General features: G+C 68.7%; 23 protein-coding genes and 4 pseudogenes. 19 read left to right on the forward strand and 8 right to left on the reverse strand.

Features of this window, described 5'->3' with window-relative positions; translation table 11 throughout:
• Positions 1 to 3 precede the first annotated feature (3 nt).
• The 5 genes and pseudogenes from MILUP08_RS35310 (at position 4) to MILUP08_RS37540 (ending at position 4229) form a co-directional block, all read left to right on the forward strand.
• On the forward strand, positions 4 to 1434 hold the full coding sequence (locus MILUP08_RS35310; protein WP_007458802.1) for a hypothetical protein: 1431 nt from the start codon (positions 4 to 6) through the stop codon (positions 1432 to 1434).
• Positions 1435 to 1557: 123 nt separating this feature from the next.
• Positions 1558 to 2949, forward strand: coding sequence for a hypothetical protein (locus MILUP08_RS14380; protein ID WP_144056933.1), 1392 nt, complete (start codon positions 1558 to 1560; stop codon positions 2947 to 2949).
• Positions 2950 to 3026: 77 nt separating this feature from the next.
• A pseudogene (locus tag MILUP08_RS34550) lies at positions 3027 to 3191 on the forward strand (ANTAR domain-containing protein); the annotation flags it as partial.
• A 73-nt stretch (positions 3192 to 3264) separates the two neighbouring features.
• Complete coding sequence (locus MILUP08_RS37535) at positions 3265 to 4158, forward strand: NEW3 domain-containing protein (RefSeq protein WP_051065717.1); 894 nt, start codon at positions 3265 to 3267, stop codon at positions 4156 to 4158.
• The gene (locus MILUP08_RS37540) at positions 4155 to 4229 is read left to right on the forward strand and encodes a hypothetical protein (RefSeq protein WP_272944020.1); all 75 of its coding nucleotides are present in this window, start codon (positions 4155 to 4157) and stop codon (positions 4227 to 4229) included. Before MILUP08_RS37535 ends, MILUP08_RS37540 begins: the two co-directional genes overlap by 4 nt.
• 237 nt (positions 4230 to 4466) lie before the next feature.
• Here the strand turns inward: MILUP08_RS37540 and MILUP08_RS37405 are convergent, their stop codons facing one another.
• Both MILUP08_RS37405 and MILUP08_RS14395 read right to left on the reverse strand, forming a co-directional pair.
• A complete protein-coding gene (locus MILUP08_RS37405) occupies positions 4467 to 4628 on the reverse strand; it encodes a hypothetical protein (RefSeq protein ID WP_167626050.1) in 162 nt (53 codons plus the stop codon).
• Positions 4629 to 4759: 131 nt separating this feature from the next.
• Positions 4760 to 7333, reverse strand: coding sequence for an ATP-binding protein (locus MILUP08_RS14395; RefSeq protein WP_007458818.1), 2574 nt, complete (start codon positions 7331 to 7333; stop codon positions 4760 to 4762).
• A gap of 62 nt (positions 7334 to 7395) precedes the next feature.
• Between MILUP08_RS14395 and MILUP08_RS34565 the strand changes: the two are divergent.
• From MILUP08_RS34565 to MILUP08_RS14410, 4 genes and pseudogenes are all read left to right on the forward strand, one after another.
• A pseudogene (locus tag MILUP08_RS34565) lies at positions 7396 to 7572 on the forward strand (peptidylprolyl isomerase); the annotation flags it as partial.
• Positions 7573 to 7655: 83 nt separating this feature from the next.
• Positions 7656 to 7835, forward strand: coding sequence for a hypothetical protein (locus MILUP08_RS14400; protein WP_007458822.1), 180 nt, complete (start codon positions 7656 to 7658; stop codon positions 7833 to 7835).
• 17 nt (positions 7836 to 7852) lie between these two features.
• Positions 7853 to 8260 carry an arsenate reductase ArsC gene (locus MILUP08_RS14405; RefSeq protein WP_007458823.1) on the forward strand — a complete coding sequence of 136 codons (408 nt, stop codon included), beginning with the start codon at positions 7853 to 7855 and terminating at the stop codon, positions 8258 to 8260.
• 289 nt (positions 8261 to 8549) lie between these two features.
• Positions 8550 to 9842 carry an MFS transporter gene (locus tag MILUP08_RS14410; RefSeq protein ID WP_007458827.1) on the forward strand — a complete coding sequence of 431 codons (1293 nt, stop codon included), beginning with the start codon at positions 8550 to 8552 and terminating at the stop codon, positions 9840 to 9842.
• On the opposite strand, the gene MILUP08_RS35920 is transcribed toward MILUP08_RS14410, so the two are convergent.
• Positions 9835 to 10326, reverse strand: coding sequence for a hypothetical protein (locus MILUP08_RS35920; RefSeq protein ID WP_007458829.1), 492 nt, complete (start codon positions 10324 to 10326; stop codon positions 9835 to 9837). The genes MILUP08_RS14410 and MILUP08_RS35920 overlap by 8 nt on opposite strands.
• Between MILUP08_RS35920 and MILUP08_RS36340 the strand changes: the two are divergent.
• The 3 genes and pseudogenes from MILUP08_RS36340 to MILUP08_RS35925 form a co-directional block, all read left to right on the forward strand.
• Positions 10271 to 10444 (forward strand): annotated as a pseudogene (locus tag MILUP08_RS36340) (IS5/IS1182 family transposase); the annotation flags it as partial. The gene MILUP08_RS35920 and the pseudogene MILUP08_RS36340 sit on opposite strands and share 56 nt — an antisense overlap.
• Positions 10445 to 10746: 302 nt before the next feature.
• Positions 10747 to 11760: a cellulose binding domain-containing protein gene (locus MILUP08_RS33810; RefSeq protein ID WP_167626051.1), complete on the forward strand. Its 1014-nt coding sequence runs from the start codon at positions 10747 to 10749 to the stop codon at positions 11758 to 11760.
• Positions 11761 to 11900: 140 nt separating this feature from the next.
• Positions 11901 to 12152, forward strand: coding sequence for an MmyB family transcriptional regulator (locus tag MILUP08_RS35925; protein WP_007458838.1), 252 nt, complete (start codon positions 11901 to 11903; stop codon positions 12150 to 12152).
• A gap of 122 nt (positions 12153 to 12274) precedes the next feature.
• On the opposite strand, the gene MILUP08_RS14425 is transcribed toward MILUP08_RS35925, so the two are convergent.
• From MILUP08_RS14425 to MILUP08_RS14430, 3 genes and pseudogenes are all read right to left on the reverse strand, one after another.
• Positions 12275 to 15409 carry an RICIN domain-containing protein gene (locus tag MILUP08_RS14425; protein WP_202805216.1) on the reverse strand — a complete coding sequence of 1045 codons (3135 nt, stop codon included), beginning with the start codon at positions 15407 to 15409 and terminating at the stop codon, positions 12275 to 12277.
• A 401-nt stretch (positions 15410 to 15810) separates the two neighbouring features.
• A pseudogene (locus tag MILUP08_RS34580) lies at positions 15811 to 16210 on the reverse strand (transposase); the annotation flags it as partial.
• 3 nt (positions 16211 to 16213) lie between these two features.
• Positions 16214 to 17137 carry an SDR family NAD(P)-dependent oxidoreductase gene (locus tag MILUP08_RS14430; RefSeq protein ID WP_144056936.1) on the reverse strand — a complete coding sequence of 308 codons (924 nt, stop codon included), beginning with the start codon at positions 17135 to 17137 and terminating at the stop codon, positions 16214 to 16216.
• 128 nt (positions 17138 to 17265) lie between these two features.
• On the opposite strand from MILUP08_RS14430, the gene MILUP08_RS14435 reads away from it, so the two are divergent.
• The 4 genes from MILUP08_RS14435 (at position 17266) to MILUP08_RS14450 (ending at position 20481) form a co-directional block, all read left to right on the forward strand.
• Positions 17266 to 17913 carry a TetR/AcrR family transcriptional regulator gene (locus MILUP08_RS14435; RefSeq protein ID WP_007458844.1) on the forward strand — a complete coding sequence of 216 codons (648 nt, stop codon included), beginning with the start codon at positions 17266 to 17268 and terminating at the stop codon, positions 17911 to 17913.
• A gap of 198 nt (positions 17914 to 18111) precedes the next feature.
• Positions 18112 to 19104, forward strand: a complete 993-nt coding sequence (locus tag MILUP08_RS35320; protein ID WP_007458846.1) for a hypothetical protein — start codon at positions 18112 to 18114, stop codon at positions 19102 to 19104.
• A gap of 106 nt (positions 19105 to 19210) precedes the next feature.
• Complete coding sequence (locus tag MILUP08_RS14445) at positions 19211 to 19573, forward strand: VOC family protein (RefSeq protein ID WP_237747071.1); 363 nt, start codon at positions 19211 to 19213, stop codon at positions 19571 to 19573.
• A gap of 374 nt (positions 19574 to 19947) precedes the next feature.
• Positions 19948 to 20481 carry an SMI1/KNR4 family protein gene (locus tag MILUP08_RS14450; protein WP_083915845.1) on the forward strand — a complete coding sequence of 178 codons (534 nt, stop codon included), beginning with the start codon at positions 19948 to 19950 and terminating at the stop codon, positions 20479 to 20481.
• 73 nt (positions 20482 to 20554) lie between these two features.
• Here MILUP08_RS14450 and MILUP08_RS14455 read toward each other — a convergent pair whose 3' ends face one another.
• Positions 20555 to 21217 carry a TetR/AcrR family transcriptional regulator gene (locus tag MILUP08_RS14455; protein WP_007458853.1) on the reverse strand — a complete coding sequence of 221 codons (663 nt, stop codon included), beginning with the start codon at positions 21215 to 21217 and terminating at the stop codon, positions 20555 to 20557.
• 50 nt (positions 21218 to 21267) lie between these two features.
• Between MILUP08_RS14455 and MILUP08_RS14460 the strand changes: the two genes are divergently transcribed.
• Complete coding sequence (locus MILUP08_RS14460) at positions 21268 to 22197, forward strand: NADP-dependent oxidoreductase (protein ID WP_007458855.1); 930 nt, start codon at positions 21268 to 21270, stop codon at positions 22195 to 22197.
• Between the two features lie 221 nt (positions 22198 to 22418).
• Here the strand turns inward: MILUP08_RS14460 and MILUP08_RS14465 are convergent, their stop codons facing one another.
• Positions 22419 to 23030 (reverse strand): TMEM175 family protein, encoded by a 612-nt coding sequence (locus MILUP08_RS14465; RefSeq protein ID WP_007458856.1) that lies wholly within the window; start codon positions 23028 to 23030, stop codon positions 22419 to 22421.
• 475 nt (positions 23031 to 23505) lie between these two features.
• Here MILUP08_RS14465 and MILUP08_RS14470 point away from each other — a divergent pair, with 475 nt between their 5' ends.
• Positions 23506 to 24879, forward strand: a complete 1374-nt coding sequence (locus MILUP08_RS14470; protein WP_007458860.1) for a peroxidase family protein — start codon at positions 23506 to 23508, stop codon at positions 24877 to 24879.
• Between the two features lie 96 nt (positions 24880 to 24975).
• Complete coding sequence (locus MILUP08_RS14475) at positions 24976 to 25710, forward strand: SDR family oxidoreductase (protein ID WP_007458863.1); 735 nt, start codon at positions 24976 to 24978, stop codon at positions 25708 to 25710.
• Positions 25711 to 25786: the final 76 nt, after the last annotated feature.

Raw genomic sequence — 25786 nt, forward strand, 5'->3', positions numbered from 1 at the left:
GCAATGGCCCGGCGTGCTCAGGTCGCGGTTGGTGTCGCGGCAACATTGGTGTTGGCCGGTACCACGGCCGTCCTGCCCAATGCGGCTGAGGCGGCCTCGGCGCCACCGCCAGCCCTCGCGCCCGCAGATCCGCAGCCGACGGCGCACGCCAGTCGGCCGGAGGTCGCCCCGGCGCAGCGCGACACAGTACTGGGCAAGGGCTGGCGAAGTTCGACCGACATCGCCTGGACCACCTCCGGTGATGCCAACGGGCTGCACATCCTGGCGGCGAAAGCCGGCGATGGGTACGCCTGGCACACGATCACCACCCTGTCTGAGCCTGGTTTCGAAGCCGACGCCTGGATCGGGAACGTCTGCGTCACCGGTTCGGGCCGCCGGCTGGCGGCCACGTACACGCCGCGGACGTTCACCAACAGTGGAGCGCTCTTCACGCGGGGCGCGTTCACGGCGGTGGTGGACCTGGGCACGGGGAGGGTGACGAAGCTGCCGTTGCGGGCGAGCCTCGCGTACTACAGCCCCGGTTGTGGCATTGGCGAGTCCGTCGTGTTCACCCAGCCGGCCGATGAGGACAGCTCGCGTACCCGGCTGGTGCGGGTCGACGCGGGAAACGGCAAACGGGCCGCGGCTGTCGAGCAGACCGGTCAGGTGACCTCAGCGGTGCCGTTCGCCGACGGCACGATCGCGGCGGCCGACCGGCACCGGATCGTCGGCATCGGCGCCGACGGCCGGCGACGGGCCCTGGCGCGCACCCACGCCGTCCCGTTCACGATCGTCGTTGGTCCGGACGGCGGCCTGACGTACCTCGACCACGCGGACGGCAAGGGCTTGGTGCAGCATCTGCCGCGCAAGGCAAGCAGGCCGAGCACGGTGGCGCGCGGCGACCTCACCGGAATTGGCCTGACCCGCGACGCGACCGGTCGCGCCTACGTCACGGGATCCGCCACCGGTGAACGGTCCGGCGTGGCGGGGACTCCCGCCCTGCCGAAGGAAACGCTGGCTTCGACGAGGGGCGAGTCCTTCGTGACCTCCACCGGCTGGTCGGCGGCCGGAGCCCGGCAACCGGACCCGACACCTGCGGTGGAGGTCGCGCTCGCCATTCGTTCCACCGGCCATCGGCTTCACTTCACCGTCGACGTGACGGCCAGCGGCGACCCGGCCGGCCGGGGACCGAGCCCGGTGCCGGGGACCGCCACGCGTCAGCGCATCGCTGCCGCCGCCGGCTCGACGACGAACCCGGTTGAGGACGAGCGGACCTGCGCGGTGCCCCGCAACGACCCGCGTAACCAGGCTGGACACACATGTACGGCATCTACTTCGACAGCCATTACACGTTCCGTGCCTGTTGGGTGGAGGACATTACCTCGCCGCCCCTGCAGACCTGTACCGATCCGATCACCTTCGGCTGACCGAGGGCCAGGGTCACGGCCTCCGTGAGGGTCGTGACCCAGACGCCGGGCGTTCGGCGTTTCCGCCACACGTCATAGCCAAAGACCCACACAAGGGGGAATGCGAATGTTTGACAACGGGCGCCGGCTTCGGCGCGGTCACCGTCTGGGGTTGGCCTCTCTGCTCGTGAGCGTGTTGGTGGCGGTGTCGTCCGGGCAGCCGGTCTACGCGGCCAACCTCGGTAGCGAGCCGACCCTGCCCTACGCGCAGCCGGGCAACACCAGCCTGCCCAGGGCTGGGTGCGACACGACCGCCACCGACCCGAAGAATCCGCCGGTCAACAGTCCGGCGGCGGTGCAGGTGATCTACGCGTGGAATGACTCCACCGGTAACCAGTACGCCGCCAACGTCGAGAACGCCGCCCGCGTCGTGGACCGCGTCGACTGGCTGCTCGACCAGGCCAGCGACTATGACCAGCACTTCACGTTCAGCTGCCGATCGACGACCACCAGCACGTACAACCAGTATGCGCAGGCGATGGTGACGTCGGAGAAGATCGACACTCCGAGCACCGACTTCTGGTCGATCGCGAACGAGTTGGCGGCCAAGGGGTACGACGACAGCAACCGCTGGTACGTGGTCCTGACGGAGTTCGCCGCGCCGTCCGCCTCGGCACACTGGTGTCCGACCAGTGGAGGCAGCGGCTGCGTCTCCATCGTTGAGGCATGGGACAGTGGAGTCGTCGGGCACGAGATGGCGCACCTGCTCGGTGCCGGTCACGCCTACATGACCGAGCACGTCTGGCAGGACTCGAGCGGTAGCTGGCAGGCCGAGCAATACTGCCCCGACATCATGATGTGCGCCGGCGACTGGTGGGCCTTCGACATGGGCTACCGCCAGAACTACGACCCGAGCGAGACCAGCGCAAGGTTCTATGTCGACAATTATCCGTCAACGACGACGAACAACGCGGCGGTTCACCCGCTGCTCACCTCGCCGGTGTGCTGCGACGTCGGCGCCAACAACGACCTGCTGACCGCGCAGGAGCGGACCATCGAGGCACAGGTACCTGGCACGTCGAACCCCACCGGGTTCACCACCTCCGGCTCCGGGGCCACCATCTCGGTCACCCCGCAGGGCTCGTACACCGGCGTTTCCGCCCGCTACTTCGACAACCGTCGCTCGTTGCAGTTCGTCAGCTCACCGCAGCCGGCGGAGAAGTCGGTAATGGTGAGCCGTAGGCCGTCGGTGACGGTCGGGCACAACTACAAGTTCTACGTCCGGCTTCGCGCCGACTCCGGCACCGCCGCGCTGCGCATGCGGTGGTACAACTCCGGCGGCACGCTGCTGTCCACGTCGACCAGCAGCTGGTTCGGCCTGACGTCGAACTGGTGGGAGTGGTCGCACGAAGCGGTCGCCCCGGCGAACGCGGCCACCGTGCAGATCTCCGTGGTGGCACCGGCCGGTGGCTCCCAACCGGCGACCCTGACCATGCACGTGGACACACTGCAACTGACCGACTGCAGCGCCAACCAGAACTCACTGTGCCGCCCCAGTACCTGATGTCACCCAGGTGATCCGGCCTTTCCCCGCGTCGCGCTCCCGCGACGTGGGGAAGGCTGTATCTGCCCTTGATCGCCGCGGTCATCGCGCAGGCCAAGGGCATCATCACGGCCGAACGCCGCTGCAGCCCCGCCGAAGCCTTCGCGATACTGTCCAAGGTGTCGCAGGACTCCAACCGCAGGGCCCGCGGCGTGGCCCAGGCTCTCGTCGATCGGGCAACCGGGAATCGCGCCACGCCCTGATCCGGTTCGGCGCCTCCGCCTCGCCGTCGAGATTTCCGTACCCCGCGCCGAGTACGACCACCAGTTGCCCCTGGTGCGCAACGACGGTTGGGTGACCCTGCACGCCGAGGCCGGCGAGACCGGCATGGGGGAGACCCCCAACTCGGTGCTCGAACCGTTCGCGGTCTCCGCGTCCGAGCCGCACCACCAGGACCTGGTGCTGCGGCCGCTCACCGGCACGGAGGTACGCGCTGGCGGTGTGGTCGACTCACGCACGTCCGCGCCGTGCCCGCCGGACGTCGCGCTGACCACGGACGGGCAGGTCACGCCCGGCACCGCCGAGCGGGTCGAGGTGGCGGTCACCGCCCGGTGCGCCGACGGGCTGCGCGGGGTCGACGCGACCGTCGCCGTCCCGACGGGCTGGACGGTCACGCCGGCCAGCGCCGACCTGGGCACGGTCGCGGCCGGCACGCCGGAGACGGCGGTGTTCCAGGTGACCGCCCCGGCCGGCACGGACATCGGTTCGTTCGACCTGACAGCCACGGTGGGCGCGACCTCCGGGGCCGGGTTCCCCAGCTCCGTCACGGCGGAGGTCACGGTGCGCACGCCGCTGCCCCCCGGCCAGGTGTGGCTGAGCGACCAACAGTGGACGGGCGAGTCCAACGGGTGGGGCCGGTCGAGAAGGACCGCAGCAACGGCGAGGACGCCGGCGGCGACGGCAACCCGATGCGTATCGACGGGGTCGCCTACGACAAGGGTCTCGGCGGGTCCGCGCTGTCGGTCATCTCGCTGGACCTGGGCGGGCGGTGCACCACGTTCCGCTCCGACGTCCGGGGTGGACGACGAGACAGGCAGTAACGGCTCGGTGGTGTTCGAGGTGTGGGTGGACGGGGTTCGCAAGGCCCAGACCGGAGTGCTGACCGGCTCCGGCAGCCTCAGCCGCTCTCCGTCGACGCGACCGGCGGCCAGCGCCTCGAACTGCGCCTGACCGACGGCGGCGACGGGGTCGGCAACGACCACGGTGACTGGGGCGCGGCCCGGCTGACCTGCGACGCCTGACCGAACCGGACGCGCGGCGGCGACCCCCGGGAGCCGCCGCGCCACCGTCCGGCCCGGTCGTCAGGGTGGAGGCCCGGCCTTCCGCCCGTTTGGGAGAATCGTGCGGGCGGCGGGTGTTCGTATCAGCGCCGTCCGTGGATCCGCACGGTCGCGTCGCGTACCGCGTCGTTGAGTCCACCAAACAGTTTCGGCTGGCGTGGCTGCTGGCCACGTGCGCGCGCCTGCTGTCGGGCCGGGCTACCTGCAGCACATCGTCGTTGTCGGCGCCGACACCGACGGCGACGCGTCCTGTACCGCGTCACCGACGAGGAACTGCTCAGCCTCGCCAAGCAGGCCGGCGAGCACTGGCAGGTGGCGCACCTGCGGGTGCACGCCGACCTGATCGTGTTCAGCCAGCACCAGGCTCCGGACCCGTAGCGCGGCTGTCGCCGGCAGGGCAGCCGTCGCGGCTGAGTACCCACCGTTCCCCGCCGACCCGCACCAGCCACCGGCCACCGCAGTCGAGGGCACCACCTTCAGGAGAAGGCTCGTCAGCTGTCGGTGGCGTCAGCGGCCCGCATCGCGGCGGCCTCTTCGCGGGCACGGGCCGCTGCGACAAGATCTCCCGACACGGTGTGTGCGCGGGCAAGGGTGTCCAGGCCGTTGGCAAGCCAGGTTCGCGAGCCGATCCGCCGCCACAGGCTGGTAGCTGCTTCCGCACGGCGTCGAGCGAGCGCAGGCTGGCCCGCCAGGAGTTGCGCTTCCGCGAGCGCGTTCAGTGTCGCAGCCTCGCCCCAGAGGTTGCCGAATTCGCGATACGTCCACAGGCTGCGAGCCAGATGCCGTCGCCCCTGCGCGTGTTCGCCCCGGCGCACGAGGACGTCTCCGAGCCAGCACGTCGCGTGGGTGGCGCTGAGCCGGTCACCCAGACCTGCGCTGATGGTTGCCGCCTGTTCGAAGCAGTCGCCCGCGGCCCGGTAGTCACCACGCGCGCGGTGACTCTGGCCCAGACACCGCAGGGCCTGCGCCTCCCCAGGTCGGTAGCCTGCGAGTCTGCTGGTGCGAAGACACTCCTCAAACCGTTTCTCGGCCCTCTCCGGGCGCCCATTCTCCAGGTCGATGACGCCGATCCCGTTCATCGCGTAGACGAGGCAGTTGACGTTGCCCGCTCCGCGGGCCAGCGTGGCGGCAGCCTCGAAATGACGTACCGCGGACGTGTAGTGACCGAGTAGCCGGTGTACGTAGGCCAGCCCGGCGGTGGCGCTGGCACGGTATGTCGGGCCTTCGCCCTCGGCGAGCAGAAGTGCCTGCTGAAAATGTTCGATCGCTTCCGGGTACCGGTCCAGGATGGTGGTGAGCTCACCGAGGCAGCGGTGCAGTTTCGCGGCGCTGCGCCGGTCGCCGCAGTGCAACGCCACCTTCAGCGCCCGGTCCTGGAGCCGTTCCCAGTCGTCGAAGTGACTGCCTATCTGGAAGTAAGACGTCATGGCGGTGATCAATCCGGCAGCCGAAGCGATGTCGGTGTCGTTCATTCCCCAGTCGGCCACGTCGATGAGGAACCGACGTTCGTTGGTGAACCACGTCTGCGGGTCGATGAGGAGCTCGTCGGAGACTCCTCCCGGTAGTCGCCAATGCACGAGCTCGGTTTGCGGTATGCCAAGGAAGTCGGTGCAGAGAATGTCCACGGCACGCTCTGCGAGGTCGAGACTCGCGCTGAGCACCCTGGTGGCGGCCATGTGGCGTTCGTGTGGCGAATCTTGCTGTTCCGCGCGTTCGCGCCCGAGTAGTTTCACCAGGTCGTGCAGACGGTAACGGAGGTCGGCGGCGCTGACGGAGCAGATTTCCACCAGGTGCACGTCGACCAGACCGTCGAGCACGACTTCCGCGTCCGGCAGGCTCAGGTCGAGAAGCGCTGCGGCGGACCAGGCAGCGAAATCCGTCGCGGGTAACAGGCTCAGCATCCGCAGGGCGTGCTGTGACTGCTCGTCCATGGCCTGGTAGGTGAGTTCGAGACTGGCCCGCACCGCCACATGTCCGACGGTCAGCTCGTCCAGCTTGCGCTGCTCGTCGGCCAGCGACCGGGCAACCTTCCTCAGCGGCCAGTGGGGACGCGCGGCGAGCCGCGCTCCCGCGACCCAGACCGCGAGGGGAAGACCACCGCAGGTGTCCACGATCAACCGAGCGGATGCCGGATCAGCGGCGACCCGGCCGTGGCCCAGCATGTCGGCCAGCAGAGCGAGTGCGGCTGACGGGTCCAGCACACTCAGGGGCAGACGACGGCCACCGAGTTCGGCCAGGCTGGTGCGGCTGGTGACGATGGTGGCGCACCGTGATCCGCTCGGCAGTAAATCGCGTACCTGGCATGCGTCCCGTGCGTTGTCCAGGATGACGAGTACCTGTTTCTGGGCCAGCAGCGTGCGGTACAGGTTGATCCGATGAGGCAGATCCGCGGGCACAGCTCCACCACGTACGCCGAGCGCTCGCAGGAACGCGCCGAGAACCGCTGCCGGCGTGGCCTGCTGCTCATTGAAACCACCCAGGTCGACATAGAGCTGACCGTCCGGGAAGCGAGCGGTGAGCAGGTGCCCGACGCGTACCGCGAGTGCCGTCTTCCCGCCACCGGCCGCGCCGGTGATCAATAGAGTCGCCGGTCCAGGTCCGTCCTCGGTCAGTAGCCGACAGGCGCGGTCCACCTCGTCGTCTCGGCCCACGAGCACCGGCAGGTCGGGCGGAAGCAGATAGGGTGTCGCCTGCGCTGCGGACAGAGCCCTCTTCGGAGACTGCGCCGCCTCGGGAACGGTCGCGCGCTCCACGACGCCTTCGACGACGTCCGGTGTCGTCTCTTCGGCCACGGACAGTGCCCGTTGGGCTTCGAGCCACTCATCGACGATGGACGGCTCGCCGCCACAGGCCCGTACGAATGCCGTGACCAGCTCCTGGCTGGGTAGTGAGCTGCGATTCAGCGCACTCGCGACGGTGCTGGGGGGCAACTGACAACCACCCTTCCGGCCTTCTCTCTCCAAGGACCGGTAGGAAAGCCCGGACCACGCCTTCAGCGCGCGCAACCGGGCGACAAACTCCGCCGCCGTCCGCACCCTGCCGGGCCGAGGTAGCGGCGTCGTCACGGATTACATCCTAGCGACCATCGTCGAACCCGGGTTGACCCTGAGATCGCGTCGGACCGATCACCGGCGAGGGCGGGCCGAGTTACTGGTACCGCGATGAGCTGCCGACCGACCTGCCGCCGGCGCCGACCGACCCGACCGGCGTACGCCGGGTGTACGCCCGGGGCGTGCTGGCCATGGCCAACGCCGGGCCGGACACCAACGGCAGCCAGTTCTTCCTGGTGTACGCCGACTCCGCGCCGGGTCTGCGAGTTCACTCCGGCCGCAGCGGCGACCTGGCTGCTGCGCAGCCCGTTCATGCCGTCATCCTGGCGGCGGCCCGTTGCGCGAGCGCGTCGAGGACGTCAACGTGCGCGGCTGGCACCTGCACGTCGACGCGCAGCGCGCCGGCGTCGCCGGCCCCCTCATCGAAGTCCCCGTCCTCGTCGGACTCGTCTACGTCTCGCTGTGGGCACGCCGCCGCTACTTCACGTCCACGCCTTTCATCAGCACATCCGCCTAAGCGGTAAGGGAAACACCGTGAGTGACAAGCCCAGCGTCCTGTTCGTCTGCGTCCACAACGCCGGCCGCTCCCAGATGGCCGCCGGCTGGCTACGCCACCTCGCTGGTGACACCGTCGAAGTCCGCTCCGCCGGCTCGGCCCCCGCCGACGCCATCAACCCCGCCGCCGTACAGGCCATGCGCGAAGTCGGCATCGACATCACCGACCAGGGCCCGAAACTGCTGGAGTACGTCACGGCGGAATCGTCCGACGTCATCGTCACCATGGGCTGCGGAGACGCCTGCCCCGTCTTTCCCGGCAAGCGCTACGAGGACTGGAAACTCGACGATCCCGCCGGCCAGGGCGTCGAGGTCGTCCGCGGAATCCGCGACGAGATCCGCACCCGGGTGCAGGCACTCCTCACCGATCTCATCCCCGTCGCCTGAACCACGCTGTCGCCGCGCCTGCCGGTCTGAACTCGTCCGGCAGGCGCACGGCGTCTGTGCGCAGCGGCGGCGAGTCCACCCGTCGCGCAAGGCCGGCGGTGACGCAAGGCCGTGTCGCATGCCGTCGCGTTGTTAGTCAGCCGCTGCCTACGCGCCGGACGAAGGTGGAGCGGCTGCTGCGCCCGCCGCGCCTGCGCGAATCGCCGTCTGTCAGCAACCGGCGCCCGGAGCAGGGGCGGTGGCGTCCGAGGCTGTACCCGATCGAACGGGTGGTCGGATAATCTCCGGCATGTCTGCTGGAGCGAATCGTGTCGACGATGCGGCCGACGTGGAGCAGGTGGCCCCGGCTACCGGTCGAACCGCGGTGGCGGCGAGCACTGGTCAGGCGTGGCGGGTGGTGGTCGGATTCGGTGTGGTGAGCCTGGCCGCGGACATGGTGTACGAGGGTGCCCGCTCCATCTACGGGCCGCTGCTGGCCTCGTTGGGCGCGTCGGCTGTCGTCGTCGGCCTGATCACGGGCGCTGGGGAGGCGGCGGCGTTGCTGCTGCGTCTGGTGTCCGGGCCCCTGGCGGACCGGACCCGCCGGTACTGGACCTTGACGATCGTGGGGTACGGGCTGACCGCGGTCTGCGTACCGCTGCTTGCGGTGACCCCGATTCTGGGCGGCGCCGGCCTGGCGGTGGCCGCGGTGCTGATCCTCGCCGAGCGGCTCGGTAAGGCCATCCGCAGCCCGGCCAAGTCGGCGCTGCTCGCTGACGCCGCGAGCCGGGTCGGGATGGGCCGCGGCCTGGGGGTGCACAAAGCCCTCGACCAGATCGGTGCGTTCGCCGGTCCGCTGCTGGTCGCTGCGGTCGTCGCGGTGACCGCCGGTGCGCTGTGGCCGGGGCCGGCGGTGCTGACCGTTCCGGCCGTCGTGGCGATGCTGCTGCTGATCACGCTTCGCACGCGGGCCGGTACCTCTCCGGCAGAGCGCGACACCGACACAGGGTCAGGCACCGCGGCGAAGACCGGTCGGGAATCGCTGCCGGGCAGGTTCCACTGGTTCGCAGCGGCGATGGCGGTGTGCACTGCGGGCCTGGTGACCTTCGGGCTGATCGGTTTTCATCTGGTGCGCGCGGGCGTGGTCGCGACCGCGGCGGTGCCGCTGATGTACGCGATGGCGATGGCCGCGGGTGGGCTCGCCGCGCTGCTGACCGGGGTGCTGTACGACAGGGTCGGCCCGTGGGTTCTGGTGGTGCTACCCGCCATGATTGCCGTCGTGCCGCCGCTGGCGTTCGGTGGCGGCCTGTCGGCGGCGGTCTTCGGGGTCGTGGTCTGGGGCGCCGCTGTCGGGTTGCAGGACTCCACGGTCAAGGCCATGGTCGCCGATCTCGTGCCCCGTAAGCGGCGGGCCACCGCATACGGCATCTTCGCCGCTGTGCAGGGCGCCGGAGCCCTGGCCGGCGGCGCAGCGGCGGGGTTGCTCTACGACCGTTCGGTGCCAAGCCTGATCATCGCCGTGGTGCTTGCCCAGGCCGTCGCCCTGCTCATGCTCGTCGGCGTACTGGCACGAACCCGCCAGCACCGACGCGACCCTACCTAAGTCCGGCTGGGCCCGATGTCGCTGGAGCGAGCGCAGCAGCGACAATCCGGCAATTGTCTGCTGTGACCGGCGAGTTACGCCCGGATAGCAACCCGATGAGACCGCCCGCGCCGCAGAGTAGGCCGAGAATCCGGTGCGGGGCGATATCGCCGGTGGTGGTCAGGGCGAGGATGCCGTAGGTGCCGGCGCCGACGATCGAGGCGAGGAACGTCGAGGCCAGGGCGGCGGGCGCGATCTGGGCACCGGGGTGCCGCGGCCGGTCAGGATGGGGCCGATGATCGAGGCCCAGGATTGTGGACTGGGACAGCGGCGGCAAGTCGGGCGTGCCGGTACGCAGTGCGCGGGCGCAGAGCCAGAGTTCGAGCGGAAGTAGGACAGCGGCAGCGACGAGCCGGAAGGCGTCCGCTCCCGGGATGGCAAAGACGCGGATGACCGCACCCAGGATGACACCCGGCAGGACCCTGAACCACCTCGCCGACCGCATCCGCAACCACCGCCAGCAGCGCGAATCCCGGTGGAGGCGGCTGAACCCGGGCCGCCAGGCCCTGCTAGCCCTGGCCCACCTGCACAACTGCGACACCTACACCCGCCTTACCGCCGGCCGACGGCAGCCTGTACCTGTGGGCCGGCCGTGCCCAGGATCCCGCGCCGGACCGAGCTCGCTTCCGGCCTCCGCTTCGACGTGGTGGGCCCTGAACGGTCGGGCCTTGGTGCGACTGCTGAGCATTCGGTCATAGTGGACGCTCCGTGCGCCCACCCGCGCGTATATCGTGATGGGCAGGCATAGGCAGGTATCGATTGCAGAGGGGGCGTCGACGTGGCGTTATCAAGACGGGTGGCCCTTGCGGCATCCTGGCTGGTAGCGGGAGTGGGCGCGCTGACCGCCCTCGCCATGATCTCTGTGGTGCCTGGTAGCGCCTCGGCGGACACCGTGGCAGGTGGATGCCGGGCGACGGCGCGTACCGACTCGCATTGGGGCAATGGTCCGACGAGCGGCGCGGTCGTCGTCGTCACGGTCACCAACACCGCGACGACGCCCGCGACGACCTGGTCGGTGACGTGGACGCTGGCGGACGGCCAACGGGTCGTCAACGCGTGGAACGCCACGGTCAGCACGTCGGGCCAGACGGTGACCGCGGTCAACCTCGCATGGAACGGCAGGCTGGCTCCGGGTGCCTCCACGACGTTCGGGATGCAGCTGGCCGGCTCGAGCTCGGCACCGGCGTTGAGCTGCAGTAACGATGCCGTGTCACCGCCCTCCTCGCCGCCGGTCTCCAGCTCGCCGCCGGGGCCTGAGGACGTCAGGGTCACCGAGGCCGACACCCGGACCGCGGTGACCCTGGTCCTCGGGCAGACGCTCGGCGTGTCCCTGCCGTCGAGCTACCTACCGTTGACGTCCACCAGCCCGGCGTTGACCCTCGTGTCGAGCAGCGGCGGATACCCCACCGGTCAGCCGCTGACCGCGCTGTTCCGGGCGGTCGGTACCGGTTCGCTCGACCTGTCCACGGTGAGCGACGACCCGTGCTTCCACACGACGCCACCGTGTGCGAGACCGGTCCTGCAGTGGACGGTTCACGTCAACGTCGTCCCCGCGTCGCCGGCCGGAGACGTCAACCTGACCCAGGCCGCGAACCGGACCACGGTCAATCTGGTCGTCGGGCAGACACTCGGCGTGTCGCTACCCGCGAACTACCGGCCGTTCACGTCCGTGAACCCTGCGATGGCCCTCGTGTGGACCACCGGTGGTTACCCCACCGGGCAGCAGCTCAGGGTGCTGTTCCGGGCGGTCGGGGGCGCCTCGTTCGACCTTTACACGCAGACCGACACGGCGTGCAACCACGACCCCACCCCGTGCCCCAGCCCATACCAGCCGTGGACGGTACGCATAAACACCCTCTACCCGCCGCCGTCCCGCTGACCGGGCCCACAACGACAAGTCGATCACCATGCACCTCGCCGTCACGCGCGCGCCGGCACCGGCGATGATCGCCAGGTATCGGCGCACTCAGGGGAGGCGAATGCCCGGCCTGCGATTGACGCGCCGGCCACAACGGGCGCATGACGCCTACGTCCTGGCGTACGTGGTGGCACAACCACCGGGTGCACGAGCGGACCCACGGCACCAAGCACATGGTCCACCCCGCCGTGGGTCCGATGACCATCCGATACGAGGCGCTGGCACTACCCGGCGACGACGACCAGACACTCTTCATCTACACCACGGGTACATTGACAAGCCGCGCAGCCTGGACAGGCCACCGCCCCCCGGGATTCCGAGCTCGCACGGGGATCCGGTCGCGTGATAGGTAACTAGCGGCCGGACCCGCCGAACAGGCGAACCGCCTCTGTCGCTCGCTGCTGATGGCCGACGCACGCTCCGTGCAGACGGCCTGTGCAGGATGAGCCCTGTTGGCCGTCCGGCGCGTCCGGCATCACGGCCGGACGACCCCGACGGCATCTACGACGAGACTGCCGCTGCGCACCATGATCTCCACGGTGTGCGTGCCGGCGGCGAGGTTGCGCAGGGCGTACGTCTGATAGAACTCGGGAGAGGCGAGCGTGCTCGCTGCGGAGTTGACCACCGTACCGTCCACCCTGACCTGCAGGACGGCCGAGCCGTTGTTCGGCCCGATGATGTCCAGTCCGGTACCGGCGAACGTGTAGGTCAGCGTCGAGCCGCTTCCTTGGCTGGTCGACAGGCTCCGCTGAACGTTGTACATACCCTTACCGTTTTCGTGCGCCCAGGACCCGCCGTACACCAGCTTCCTGGCGGGCGGATTGGCCAGGTCGGACATCTCCAGGTTGTCCAGCACCTCGGAGTAGTACGGCGGGCTTCCGTCGACCGTCTCCACCCGGAGGTTGTCAAACCGGGTGAAGTAGTAGCCGCTGCCCAGCGTGATCCGGCCGGACAGCTTGGGATTCGGGTCGGTGTAGGTGGCCAGTGTGACGCCGTCGAGGTAGGCGGTCACGGTGCTTCCGGCGCCCTTCAGCGCGATGTTGTGCCACGCGTTGTGAGCGGTGTTGAATCCACCGATCCGCACGCCGCCGGCGCCGCTGACCACGTTGCCGCTGGCGACCGCGCTGTTGTTGACCAGCAACTGCCAGCCCCCGTCGAAGGTGAACTTCACCGAGTACGGCGCACCGTTGTCACCGTGCTGCTCGCGGATGCCCAACCGGGCGTGGTTGGCGCCGTTCTGGGTGCTGCTGTTCTCGAAGGAGACATCGACGCTGGCCTTGTAGTTGAGCCACCGACTGTCACCGATCCTGGTGACCGCGTCTCCCCCGTTCCACGCACCGCCCAGGCCCTGGCTCGGGCCGTCCAGCTGCTGACGCAGCACGTAATTGGTCGATCCGTCCGGCTGGTACGCCTCGAAGGCGCCATTGCGGTCGCTGGCGTAGCGCGGGATGACGCTCCTGGCGCCGCCACGCGAAGTGATGAAGTCCTCGGTGCCCGTGATGGTGCCGCCACTGCCGATCACCGGGACCGTCTTGCCGGAGTAGTCGAAGCCGTCGGCGTAGAGGATGTTGTCGCTTGTGCTCTGCACGTCGCCGGAGATGTCGGTGTCCAGCACGGTGCGCTGGCCCTCCACCGGCAGGGGTTCCAGGTACTCGGGATTGGTGTGGTTGGCCAGCGTCGTCACGGTGACGACCGAGTTCGGCCTGACCGTCACGGAGTACACCCCGCCGTCATCGGCCGTGACACTGCCGAGGTGCTTCAGGTAGTTGGCGTTGAACGCCTGGCCGGGGTCGGCCGCGCGGGTTTCCCACAGCTGTAGGGCCGGAGTGCCGGAGTAGGCCATGTTCACCGGCTGGAGGCGGTACGACTGGGTGTACTCGCTGTCGTTCATCAAGACCGTGGAGAAGTTGCGCCTGTCGGGCGCGGCGAGCGTGAGATAGCTGGGCGTGCCGTTGCGTCCGACCACCGGGTTCGTCCCGGTCGCTCCGGTATAGCTGGATTCGGGGACGGCGCGCCAGATACCGGCCGTGTTGCTGGAGTTCTCCCAGCCGGTCTTGGCGAACCAGCTGAAGTGCCGCAGCACGTCGATGGCGGCGTCGTAGTGCAGCCAGCCCGACCAGGGATCACGGGCGCTGACGATCTCCTTGTAGGAGTACTGCCCACCCTCGTAGAAGGACCCGATGGCCGGTTGGTAGATGAAGTTGGTCCGGCGCGAGTTGACGAATCCCTTGATGATGGTGTTTCCCATCTCCAGCGCACTGTTGGTGCCGCCGATGCCGGTTCCGACCACCGACGGGGACCGCATGTTGTTGTTGGGGCGGAAGGCGGAATTGCCGAAGGTCGCCTGTGCTTCGCTGTTCCAGATCTCCTTGTCGTAGTCCATCGCCAGGCGCTTGAAGTTGCCGGCGCTGTCGTCGTCGGGGCTGTAGTGGTAGCCGGCCGCCGCCACCACGTCGCGCAGGCCGGCGTCGCTGATCATGCTGCCGCCGAACGACCCGACACCTACCTCGTCGGAGATGACGACCTTGATCTGGTTGTACCGAGATTGCTCTGTCGAGTTGGCGAAGTCGGCACTGTCGGTCCTGACCCGGTTGGCATAGGTCTTGGTCCAGTTCAGGTCCGCCCCGCGCTCGTTGAGACCCGGGTTGACGTAGTCGACCATGAACCCGTAGGTCCGGTACGCGCTCAGGATGGTCTTCTTGAACCAGGTGTAGACCTTGTCGTTGCTGTTCGCCCAGCCGGGGGAGTTCCAGCGCAGCAGGGACACCTTGACGTTGGGGTTGACCTTCTTCGCGTCGGCCGCGAGCTGGAAGCCCTGCGCACGCTTGACGTTGGGGGTCTCGGACTCCCAACGCATGGTCGAGGGGTCCGGTCCGGTGGAGTTGTTGCGGTCGTTGCCCATCTCGATCTTCACGTTGGTGAAGACCGGACTCTCCCCACCGAAGAGGACCCGCAGCAGCTGCGCGTACGCGGTAGGGCTCTGGGCCTTGTAATCCATCAGCAACTCGCTGGTGCTGTTGGCGCTGAGCGCACCGAAGCCCTTGAACGTCAGGCCGTTGACGTTGCCGGCGCGGATGTTGTTGCCGTCCACCGTGATCGTGCCCGATCCCGGAGTCGACACGTCGGTGACGATCCACTGCTGGTTGGTGCTGCCGCTGTTCGCGTACTGGACGAGGTTGGCGCCGTCGGACGTGCTGCCCCCGCCATCCAGGTACAGCCCGTTGGCCCGGTTCCTGAACTTGACGTAGCCGCCGGAGTCCTCCCGGGTCCACTGCTGGTTGGTGCTGCCGCTCTCACTCCACTGGCCGCAGATGGATCCACCCGTCGTGCGGCCCATCCCGTCCAGGTACAGGCCGGTGGCCCGATTCTTGATCCGGACGTAGTCGCCGACGGCATCGATCGTCCACTGCTGGTTGTCGCTCGACGACGAGGAATACTGGCCGACAGCGGCGCCGTTGGTGGTCCGACCCATGCCGTCGATGAACTTGCCGGTGGTCCGGTTGCCCAGTTTGACGTAGGCCGCGGCTGCTTCCATGGTCAGGCCCACTGGCGTGGATGCGACCGGCATGGCTACCACGTACGTCAGGACAAGCGCTGCGATCGACAGCATGCTCAGCGCGGTGGGCCTGACGCGGACACGGCGGGGGCGGGCTACTCCCGGAGTCTGCCGAGGCGGAGCGGATCGAGGGCTGGTCATGAGATCTCCAGTCAACCGGTCAAGGTGTGGCAGCCGACGCCTCCGGCTCGCCGGCCTGCGGTGACCAGAGGTGGCACGTCATCGTCTGATCGCATCGAACCATATATATGCCATCCGGATCTAGAGATGCCAGGAAACGGAGCGAGACGTGCAAGAGAGTTCAGATTCGAACATCCGGCCGTCAGGCTGAAGCACCGCGACGGATCCACCCAGCGGTCGGGGGCCACGCTGGGGACAAGGTGGGGACGGCGAAGTGGACCGCGTCGAGGTGCAGGTTCGGCCAGCGCACTGCGGACAGGAGGGTTGCCACAGGTTCGGGGCTTGCGGTACGGCATGCTCCCTTCGAGGTTCCCGCGGTAGCCGCCGTCGGCCATCACCTCGCGACCGGCGAGTTGGGTGTTGATACCGCTGCTGCGGTACACGATCGTGTCGTTGCGGTTGCCGGGTTGCGGGTCGCCCGAGGCGATGACGAGGCGGGTGTTCGCGTCGATCGCCACCTGCAGGTTGGTCGGGTAGCGGTAGTTCTTGCTCTGCGCGGCGAGCCGGTGATCCCGGGTCGGGATCGGGGTGCCGTCCACGATCGCGACCTGGTCTTTCGGGCAGTGGCGTACCCGGTGCCGACGCGAGTAGCGGCCCGACGATGTCGATCACCCGGTGCGCTGCCGAGTGAGAAGCCCCGAACAGGGCGCCGAGCCGGCGCATGGTCTGGGGTGTCTCTCAGGACGCGACTGAGGAGCGCAGGTCTTCTACGGCCTCCCAAAGCTGTCGTTCACGGTCAGGGTCGTAGGACTCCTTGGACGAGCGCTCCACTCGTGTGCGGTCGATGTAGGAACCGGAAGGTGCCGGGACGCGTCCGAGCGCGACGTCGGCGAGGCGCTGGCCGGCGACTTTCTGGCTCGACGCCATCGGGGTCAGCGTCATCAGTGGCATGATCCGCCGCCCCACGAGCCGGACAGCTGCGCCTGCGTCGCGGCTCAGGCCGGTACCGGGCACGAATCCAGGGTTGTAGCCGACAATGTCGACGCCCTGCGGCAGGCGTCGTGCGTACTCGTGGATGAGGTAAATCGCGGCGAGCTTGCTGGTGGAGTAAGCCGTCCCTCCGGCCGTGACGGTGTCGGCCTCCGGGAACGCGCGGATGCGGGCCAGGCCGGCCGGATCCTGCCAGGACGGCGCGGGCATCATTCCCGCGTTGTGGCGGAAGTCGCCGAAGTGCGCGTCGCTGACGGTGAGGACGATTCGTGACGGCACCTCGAATCGATCCTGCAGAAGGCGGAGAAGGACGTGATTGGCGAGCACGTTGACGGCGAATGTCGCCTCGAATCCGTCCGGGCTCTCTGTGACGTTGTTCGTGTAAAGCAGGCCGGCGTTGCCGATGAATCCGCGCAGCGGCGGCAGATCTCCTGCATCGAGCCGTCGGATCAGCTCGTCAGCTGCTGCGCGGACGCTGCCCATCGACAACAGGTCCGTCGGGATCGATGTCACGGCGCGCCCGTTGTGGCGGAACTGGGAGGCGAGCTCGTTTCCCGTGGCGCCACGTGCCAGGAGCACGAGGTGCGCCTCAGTGTCGCCGTCAAGGACGCGCTCGACGGCGACGCGGCCGAACCCGCGAGTCGCGCCGGTCATGACGATGGTGTGGGTCACCGGGTTCTCCCTTTGTTGAAGACTCATGACCACCTCTAACTATACGGCGTAAATTTACCTTGTATATCGAAGGTAACGCCTCCTTGCTTGATCGTCAACCGCACCCTTTACGAGATATAGTGAGCCTCATGTCACCCCGACCCCCGGCCGCCGAGCGACTCGATCACGACGAGCTCCTGTCCACAGCCCTCGCCATCGCGGACGCGGACGGGCTCGACGCCGTCACGCTGCGCCGGGTCGCTGGGCACTGGAACGTCACTCCCATGGCGCTGTACTGGCACTTCAAGAGCAAGGACGCCCTCCTCGACGCGCTGGTCGAGCGGATCCTCGGCGAAATGGAGCTGACCGCCGACAGCGAGCCCGACCTGCCTACGGTGATGGCGGCCCTGCTGCGTGTCCTGCGCGCGCACCCCGCCCTCGCCGAGATCGCACCCCTCCGCTTCATGCGCACGGACGCCGGCATCGATCTGGCCGAGCGGGTCATCGGACTTCTGCGCGCCGAGGGACACTCGCCGGTGGCCGCAGCGCAGCTGAGCATCTTCCTGCTCAACGCGTTGATCGGGTTGGTGATCCGCCAGCCGGGTGAAACCGCCGTCGCCGACCCGGCCCTGCGGGAGTCCCTGCTCAACGCCAAGCGCGCGCGGCTGAAGTCACTCTCCCCGCAGGACTACCCCCACCTGACCGAAACCGCCGACTTCTTCCTCGGACTTCCCGACGAGCAGGAGTACTACCAGCGAGGCCTGACCATGCTCCTCGACGGGGTGCGACTCACCTGAACAGGCCAGCACGGGAATCGAGTTACGAGACATCCCTCAGCGCCGCGCTGCAAGTGCTGTAGATCGACGTAGAGGGTTTCGGGTGAGCGGGGCTGAAGTGCCCCGCAGTCCCGCCATCGAGACACCGATCCCGCTCGCGACGCCGTGGCCAGCGCATCCCTTGTCGTGACCTCTTCGGCGGATGCGAAGGTGTCACCCGTGATTCTCCCGGTCGTCGGTCGCGCGACGTCCACTCATGCCGATGTCAGTGCGTTCGGCCAGCTACCGCTCGGGCCGGCATTCTGGAAGATCGAGTCGGTTCCAGCCGCGGGGCGCCGAGTCTGGGATCCGCCTGTATACCCTGTGCGGATGCCTTCGGCGAAGCAGCTTCTGCCGCTCCTCGGGGCCGCGCTGATCGCCGTCGTGGGCGCGCTGTTCGGATCCCCCTGGACGACCGGGGCCGGCGGCGTCGTCGTGCTGGGCGTCCTCGCCGTCCACCCCGCGGTGACCGGTCCCGCTGTGCCCCGGTCGACACGTCTGCTGCTGCAGGGTGGCCTGCTCCTACTCACCCTCGCGGGCGTCGTGGAGATGTGGGGATGGGCGGCCTCGCCATTCGGCGACGCCCCACGGAGCGCGAGCGAGCTGATCGCGCTGGTGACCGACCCGGTACGGCAGCGGACGCAGTTCCTACGACAGCTAGCCGTGGCAAGCTGTCTGATCCTGGCCTGCGCCTGCCTCGGCGGCGCTATCGGGCGGTTGCCGCGAGATCGGCTGCGCCGGGTCGGCCGGGCCGCGCCGGCCGTGGGCGTGCTCACGCTGGTCACCCTGGGATTCGTCGCACTCCTCCCGTCGGGGCTGTCCGCCCTACTCGGCTCGTTCACCAATGTGGCCGTGGGGGCGTTGCTCGTGCTCGGGGGGTATGCCTGGGTCGTGAGCCGCGCGGTCCGGCGCCATGGCCCCGCCCCGATCGCCGCAATCGGTGCCACGCTGCTGGCCACGGCGGCCTGGCTCGCGGTGGACGATGCCTGGCGGAGTCGGCCGGAGCCGCGCGGCAGCGACGCCTTCTACCAGACGGGCGTCAGTGTGTCCGTGGCCGTCGAGACCGGGCCCGACGTCGAGACCGCCGTCGCGGTCGCGGCGCTGCTGCTCGGAGCCGCTCTGACCGTGCTGGCCTGCGCGAGGCTCAGCACGACCCACAGCGAGACGCGCTGAGCCTGGCGCCCTCCAGCGGTGACTCATGGATGACGAGCGCGCACATCTGCCGAGATGAGTGCGCCCCAGGGGGAGCGGGCTGCACATCGTCGCTATGGTCGGTGTCGTGGAGACACTGGGCCGCCTTGCCGGAGTCACGGTCGACTGCCGGGATCCGCAGCGACTGGCTGACTTCTGGTCCGTGGTGCTTGGCGGACGCGTGACGGAGTCTCTTCCCGGCTGGCGGCGTGTCACTGTCGCCGGGGGCGGCCCGGTGCTGACATTCCAGCCGGTCCCGGAGCCCAAGGCCGGCAAGACGCGACTACACCTCGACATCGCCGTTATCGACGTTGACGAAGCGGTCGATCGGATCGGGATGTTGGGCGGGCGGTGGACAGGTGAACGACATGACTACCAGGAGGGCGCAGTCCTCGTCATGACCGACCCGGAGGACAACGAGTTCTGCGTCGTGCAGTACCACCGGGTGTGATCTCGTCAGGCTTTCGACCGAGCATCCGAGACCTGCTGATGGCGTCCTACGCACCGTCGTCGTTGCACACTGATCACAAGCGGCCGCGAGAGCGTCGAACCGTCGACACACTCTTCTGCCGCGATCCGCGCGACTGCACCTGAACCGAACGCGGGTCCGTCTCGTCCAAAGCGTCCCGCGATCCGCACTGGTGTGGGTTTGGCTGATGTCGGCGTTGTAGGTCGGGCGGCTCGCAGTGGGCTACCAATCAACGCGTCGACGCGGGCTCCAGCCACACTCGGCGCCCCGGCCGGTCCACCTCGACGATCCTGACGGTGGCGATCGCACCCATCGCTGGCCTTCACTTCAGAACTGACTCGTGAAGCAGCCCCAGGATGCCCGGCGCGACGCGGACGAAATCGGCGCTGGGCCGGCCAGGGGTGCACGCCTTTGAAGCGGAGCATGAGGTCGTGCTGCCGAAGCCGTACCGAACCTTCGTCGCGGAGATCGCCGACGGATCGTTCTCCGGACCACCGGATTTCGGTCTCCTCGGCGTAGCCGAGATGCCCGATGACTGGGGCAACGACCGCCCGGTGCGCGAGTTGGCGGCCTCGTTCCCGCTGACTGAGGCGTGGCTGTGGGAGGAGGACTCCCGGCCGTCGGAGGAGATCGAGCCGCTGCTCGATCCCGTTTTCGACCATGGATCGATCGTGCTCGGCACGGATGCCTGTGGGATGTACTGGTATCTCATCGTGACCGGCCCGCATCGCGGGCACATCTGGAATGTCAGCGGTGAGGGCGCGATGCCCTTCGGAGCGGAGTTCGGCCACACCACCGGGGCGTCGGGGTTCGTCGGGCTGCCACCCTCGTCCGTGTGCGGGCAGGAGCGACGTCGACGCACCGGCCGACGCTGCTTCGGGGCGCGGTAGCCGGACACCTCCTCGCCAGGCTGAGGCACGAGGGCGACGAGACCGCCGTCCACCAGCACCGACTCCCACTCCGTCAGGTGCAGCTGGAGTACTGGCCCCCTTGGCCGCGGGATGCCGATGCCGGGGGCGCCGGCCGCGCCATGGGCGGGAGCGACGAGGCGTCCGGGCTGGCCTGGAATGCCTGAATGGCGAGCGCGGCGAAGCGCCGGGAGGCGGTGACCTTGGCAGCCGGCGAGGACGCGTGGATACCGCTGTTGGCCATGAGTACGAGGATGACGTCGTCCAAGGCGAAGTCGGGGCGCAGACGGCCGGCTTCCTTGGCGCGGCGGGCCAATTCGGCGATCGACCTGAGAGCGTATTCGCGGCGCGCGTCGAAATCCACGGCACGGGGAAACGTTGAGGTGAGAGCTGCGGTAAAGCCCCCATCACGCGCGTTCAGTTCACACATCTTCTCGATGACGAGACAGAAGCCGTGCCACGGATCCGGATCGGCGAGGCCCTCGTCGACGACGGCGCGGCACGCGTACATCTGCTCTGCGAATGCCTCGGTGACCAGCATCTCCTTGGTCGGAAACCGGCGGTACAAGGTGGCCGGTGCAACCCTGGCACGCCGTGCGATTTCCCGCATCGGCACGTCCAGACCTTCAACGGCGAAGACTGCGCGGGCGGCATCGAGGATGCGCTCGCGGTTGTTCAGGGCATCGGAGCGAAGGGTGTGAGGCAAACGATCGGTCACTGCTCTCACTTCCAGGGAGGTGGACAGCAGGGTGCGTTAGCGTCCTGCGCATGAGGGCTCTGCAGTTTTCCAAGTATGGTCCCGCGAGTGTGCTTGAGGTATCGGAGGCACCGGAACCGCACGCCGGACCGGGACAGATCCGGGTGGCGGTTCGGGCCTCGGGGGTAAACCCGGCCGACACGTACGTCCGCGCCGGCCGATTCCAGGAATGGATTCCGCTCCGACTGCCGCACGTGCCCGGCGTCGACGCAGCCGGCGTGGTGGATGAGGTCGGCGACGGAGTGACCACCACTCGGGTAGGCGACGAGGTTTTCGGGATCACGGACTACGCCCAGATGGGCGGAGCGAACGCCGAATACGCCGTCCTGGCCGCGTGGGCACCGAAGCCGGCCGCGCTGAGCTGGGAAGAGGCCGGAGGTGCGGCCGGCAACATCGAGACGGCCACGCGCGTGCTCGACCGACTCGGCGTGAAAGATGGCACCACGCTGTTGATCGAGGGTGCGGCTGGCGGGGTCGGTACGACCGCGATCCAACTCGCGGTCGCTCGCGGCGCGGCCGTCATCGGCACGGCCAGCGATCGTAACCATGGCTTCGTCGCCTCGCTCGGGGCGGTCCCGACCACCTACGGCCCCGGGCTGGCCGAGCGGGTCGGCGCCCTGGTGCCCGACGGGGTGGATGTCGTACTCGACTGTGCCGGCTCTGGTTCCATACCCGACCTGGTCGGCCTGGTCGCGAGCCCGGACAGGGTGGTGAGCATCGCCGACATCAACGCCGGAGCGTACGGCGTGCACCTGTCCCGCGGCTCTGGCCCCGGCGCGGACACACCGGCTCTCGAAGGAATCGCCGCCGCGGGCGACCTCGCCGAGCGGGGCCGCTTCACGGTGCCGGTCGCTGCCGTGTTCACTCTGGAAGAGGCGGCCGCCGCTCACGAGTTGAGTGAGTCCCGCCATGCGCGAGGAAAGATCGTGCTGAAGCCGTAGCGTGTCCCACCCGTGCCGTGGGCCCAGATTGACAGCGAATTCCGGTCGGGCAGTCATGGGTGCACTCTCTCGACGGTTCGTCGTTCGAAGGATGGGACCGCCCGCCGTTGGGCGGGCGGTCCGTCGACAAACCCGAGCAACCGCTCGCGAGGTGGTGCGCCAGGACCGAGGGGCGGCGGACCGTTGTCGATCAGTGCGACAGACGCGGTCAATTTCTCGCCTCAGTCCGCGGTCTCGTGCTGGTGGATTACCCGGTCAATACGGCGGTCGGGAATGATCCACATGATCGCCGTGGCGACGAAGCACGTCAGGGCAGCCCAGACGCCGATGCGGTCCCGGTCGATGGCCAGGGCGCCGAGTATCCCGAGGAGGTAGAGCGCGGGGGAGAGCTTGCCCTTGAGGTCATTGCCGACGGCCCGCCTGAGCGGCGAGTCCGGTCCCTGCCGCCGGATGATCACGGCTTGAAGCACGAAGTATGCGATTGCCGCGGCGAGCAGATTCAGGCCGTAAATGACGACCGGGGTCGGCTCGAACCTGGACTCGTCCATCCAGGCTGTCGTGAACGGGAACAGCGACAGGCAGAACAGCAGTGCCGAGTTCGCCCACAGCACCGCGCCGCTGACCTGCCGCACCAGATGGAACATGTGATGGTGGTTGTTCCAGTAGATGCCGACATAGACGAAGCTGAGGAGATACGTCAGCAGCCCGACGCCGGTCGTGTGAAGAAGGCCGCTGAGGCTGTGGTCCTCCGGCACCTTCAGCTCGAGAACCATGATCGTGATGATGATGGCGAGCACGCCATCGCTGAAGGCTTCGAGTCGACCGGTCCTCACCGCTCTGTCGTCCCTTTCCCTGTAGCGGTTCCTTTATCCGGCGCTGTCATATTCTGTCCTTCTCCGTGGTGGCCGGCGGAGGGCCGCGGCTGCGGGTTCCGTGTCGTCACCGTCCAAGACCGGGCAGCCGTGGAATCTGTGACAGGCAGCGGCAGCGTTGACAGACCGAGATCGGTGTCCTGAGACACCTCGGCCGGCGTGTCACAGGTCGTCGGGTTGCCTTGTCTTTGCTGGTGTTCACCCGGATACCGGGTGGAGAAGAGGAAAGTCCCGGCCAGCGATGACGCCTTCCTGTCCAGGCTCGAGCGCAACGTCAGGGGAGAGGTGACGGGCGTCGCCCTCGCTGTATCGATCCACCGGTTGTTCGACCCGGCGGATACCAACGCGAGAAGGCGGGCCTGTGCAGTCTCTTCGGCGCGGGCGCTGCCCTGGAGGACGGCCCGGTCACGGCCGGCCGAGCGATACGGAGATCGAGATGCCTGTAAGCGGTAGCCACCTGGCCGCCCGCGACCATTGCCTCAGCCTGGTGCGCACCGTGGACCGGCCCACCGGGGCGGCCCGATACGGACGCATGTTCCCCGGCCTGGGCCCGCTGGGCACGGACCCCGGGCTGCTGATGCGCGCGGGGGGCGACGGCGGGATCTGCGACGCCGCCCCGGTCCTGGACCAGTTGAACCGGGACGGCGATGACGCCACGGAGGCCGCCGGTTGGCCCTTCTTCGGCCAGCTGATCGCCCACGACATCACCGCCGACCGCTCATCCATCACCGGCGGCGTCGACCCCGAGGCGCTGCGCAACGCGCGTTCCCCGAAGCTCAACCTGGAGACCATGTACTCGGACGGCCCGATCGGTTCGCCGTACCTGTTCGACGTGGGCGACCCAGCGAAGTTCCTGCTCAGCGAGGACGGCGGCGACGTGCCGCGCAACCCGCAGGGCGTGGCCCTGATCGGCGATCCGCGCAACGACGTGCATCTGTTCGCGCTGAGTCTGCACGTCGCGCTGCTGCACGCGCACAACCAGGTGGTCGACCTGCTGCGCGAGGGCGGGGTACCCGAGGCCGACGTCTTCGACCGGGCGCGGGTCACACTCACCTGGCACTACCAGTGGAACGTGGTCCACGACTTCCTGCCCAGGCTTGTCGGGACGAGCCTGGTCGAGCAGGTGCTCGCCGAGGGCGGCCGATGGTTCGCGCCGCCGTCAGGGCAGGCGTACATTCCGCTGGAGTTCGCCGACGCGGCCTTCCGCTATGGCCACGGCCAGATCCGGCACAGCTACCGGCTCGTCGACGGCGGTCCCGCGGTGCCGCTCTTCCCCGATCTGGTCGGGTTCGGCCCGCTGCCCGCCGGTCGGCGCCTGGACCTGGCGCAGATCTTCGATGTTCCCGGCCGCCCACCGGCGCAGCTCGCCAAACGCCTCGACGGCCGGCTCGCCGCCAGCCTCATCGGCCTGCCCGAGCGAGTCACCGGCGTGGTCGACACTGCCGCCTACCGCTCGCTGGCGGTACGCGACCTACTGCGCGGCGGAACCACCGGGCTGCCCAGCGGCGAGGCAGTCGCCCGGCTGGTCGGCGCGGCGCCGCTGACCCCCGACGAGGTGGGACAGGCCTGGCCGCACGGCACCCCGCTGTGGTTCTACATCCTCAAGGAGGCCGAGCACCGCGGCGGCGGCGACCGGCTCGGCCCGGTCGGCGGCCGAATCGTGGCGGAGGTCCTGATCGGACTGCTCCGCGCCGACCCGGCGAGCTACCTGAGCCTGGAACCCGACTGGGAGCCGACCCTGCCCGCTGCGGGAGCACGCTTCGGCCTGACCGACCTGCTCACCCTTCAGCGGCACGCGCCCAGTGTGTGACGTGCATCCGAGTCACAACCGGCGGTGCTGTCCGGTCATAGCTGGCGTAGCCGGGCGGACGCCCGGCGTCCCGACCAAGACAGAGGTGTGAGAGACATGAAGATCGCCGTACTGGGCGGTACCGGGCTCATCGGATCGCAGGTCGTCAAGATCCTGCAGGCCGAGGGGCACGAGGCGGTGCCGCTGTCTCCGTCCAGCGGAGTGGACCTGCTCACCGGCGAGGGCCTCGACGCCGGGCTCAAGGGCGCCGACGTCGTGCTGAATCTGACGAACTCGCCGACCTTCGACGAGGCTTCGGCCGACTTCTTCCGGACGACGATGGAAAACCTGCTGGCGGCGGCGCAGCGCGCGGGCGTCGGCCACGCCGTGATCCTGTCGATCGTCGGCGTGGACCAGGTGCCGGACCTCGCCTACTACCGCGCCAAGGTGCTGCAGGAGGAGATCCTGAAGGCTGGCCCGCTGCCGTACTCGATCGTCCGCGCCACCCAGTTCTTCGAGTTCGCCGGCGCGATCCTGTCCTGGACCGCCGACGGCGACACGGTGCGGCTGCCCGGTACGCCGGTGCAGCCGATGGCATCGGCCGACGTCGCGAAGGCGGTGGCCGAGGTCGCCGTGGGCGCGCCGCTGCAGGGCACCCGGAACGTGGCCGGTCCCGAGGTCATCACCCTCGACGAGTGGGGCCGGATCACGCTTGCCGCCAAGGGGGACGAGCGCACGGTCGTCCTCGACCCGGCCGCCGGCATGTTCGGCGCCGTGCCCGGCGACGTCCTGCTCGCCCCGGAGGGCGCAGCCCTCGCGACGACCACCTACCGCGACTGGCTGGCCCGCTAGTCGCCGGGGCTACGCGCGAGACGGCCTGACCGCTGCGGGTGGCCGACCGGTTTCGGATTCCACTCCAGACAGTGCA

Origin of the sequence: Micromonospora lupini str. Lupac 08 (assembly GCF_000297395.2) — a bacterium.
In the GTDB taxonomy this organism is placed as follows: domain Bacteria; phylum Actinomycetota; class Actinomycetes; order Mycobacteriales; family Micromonosporaceae; genus Micromonospora; species Micromonospora lupini.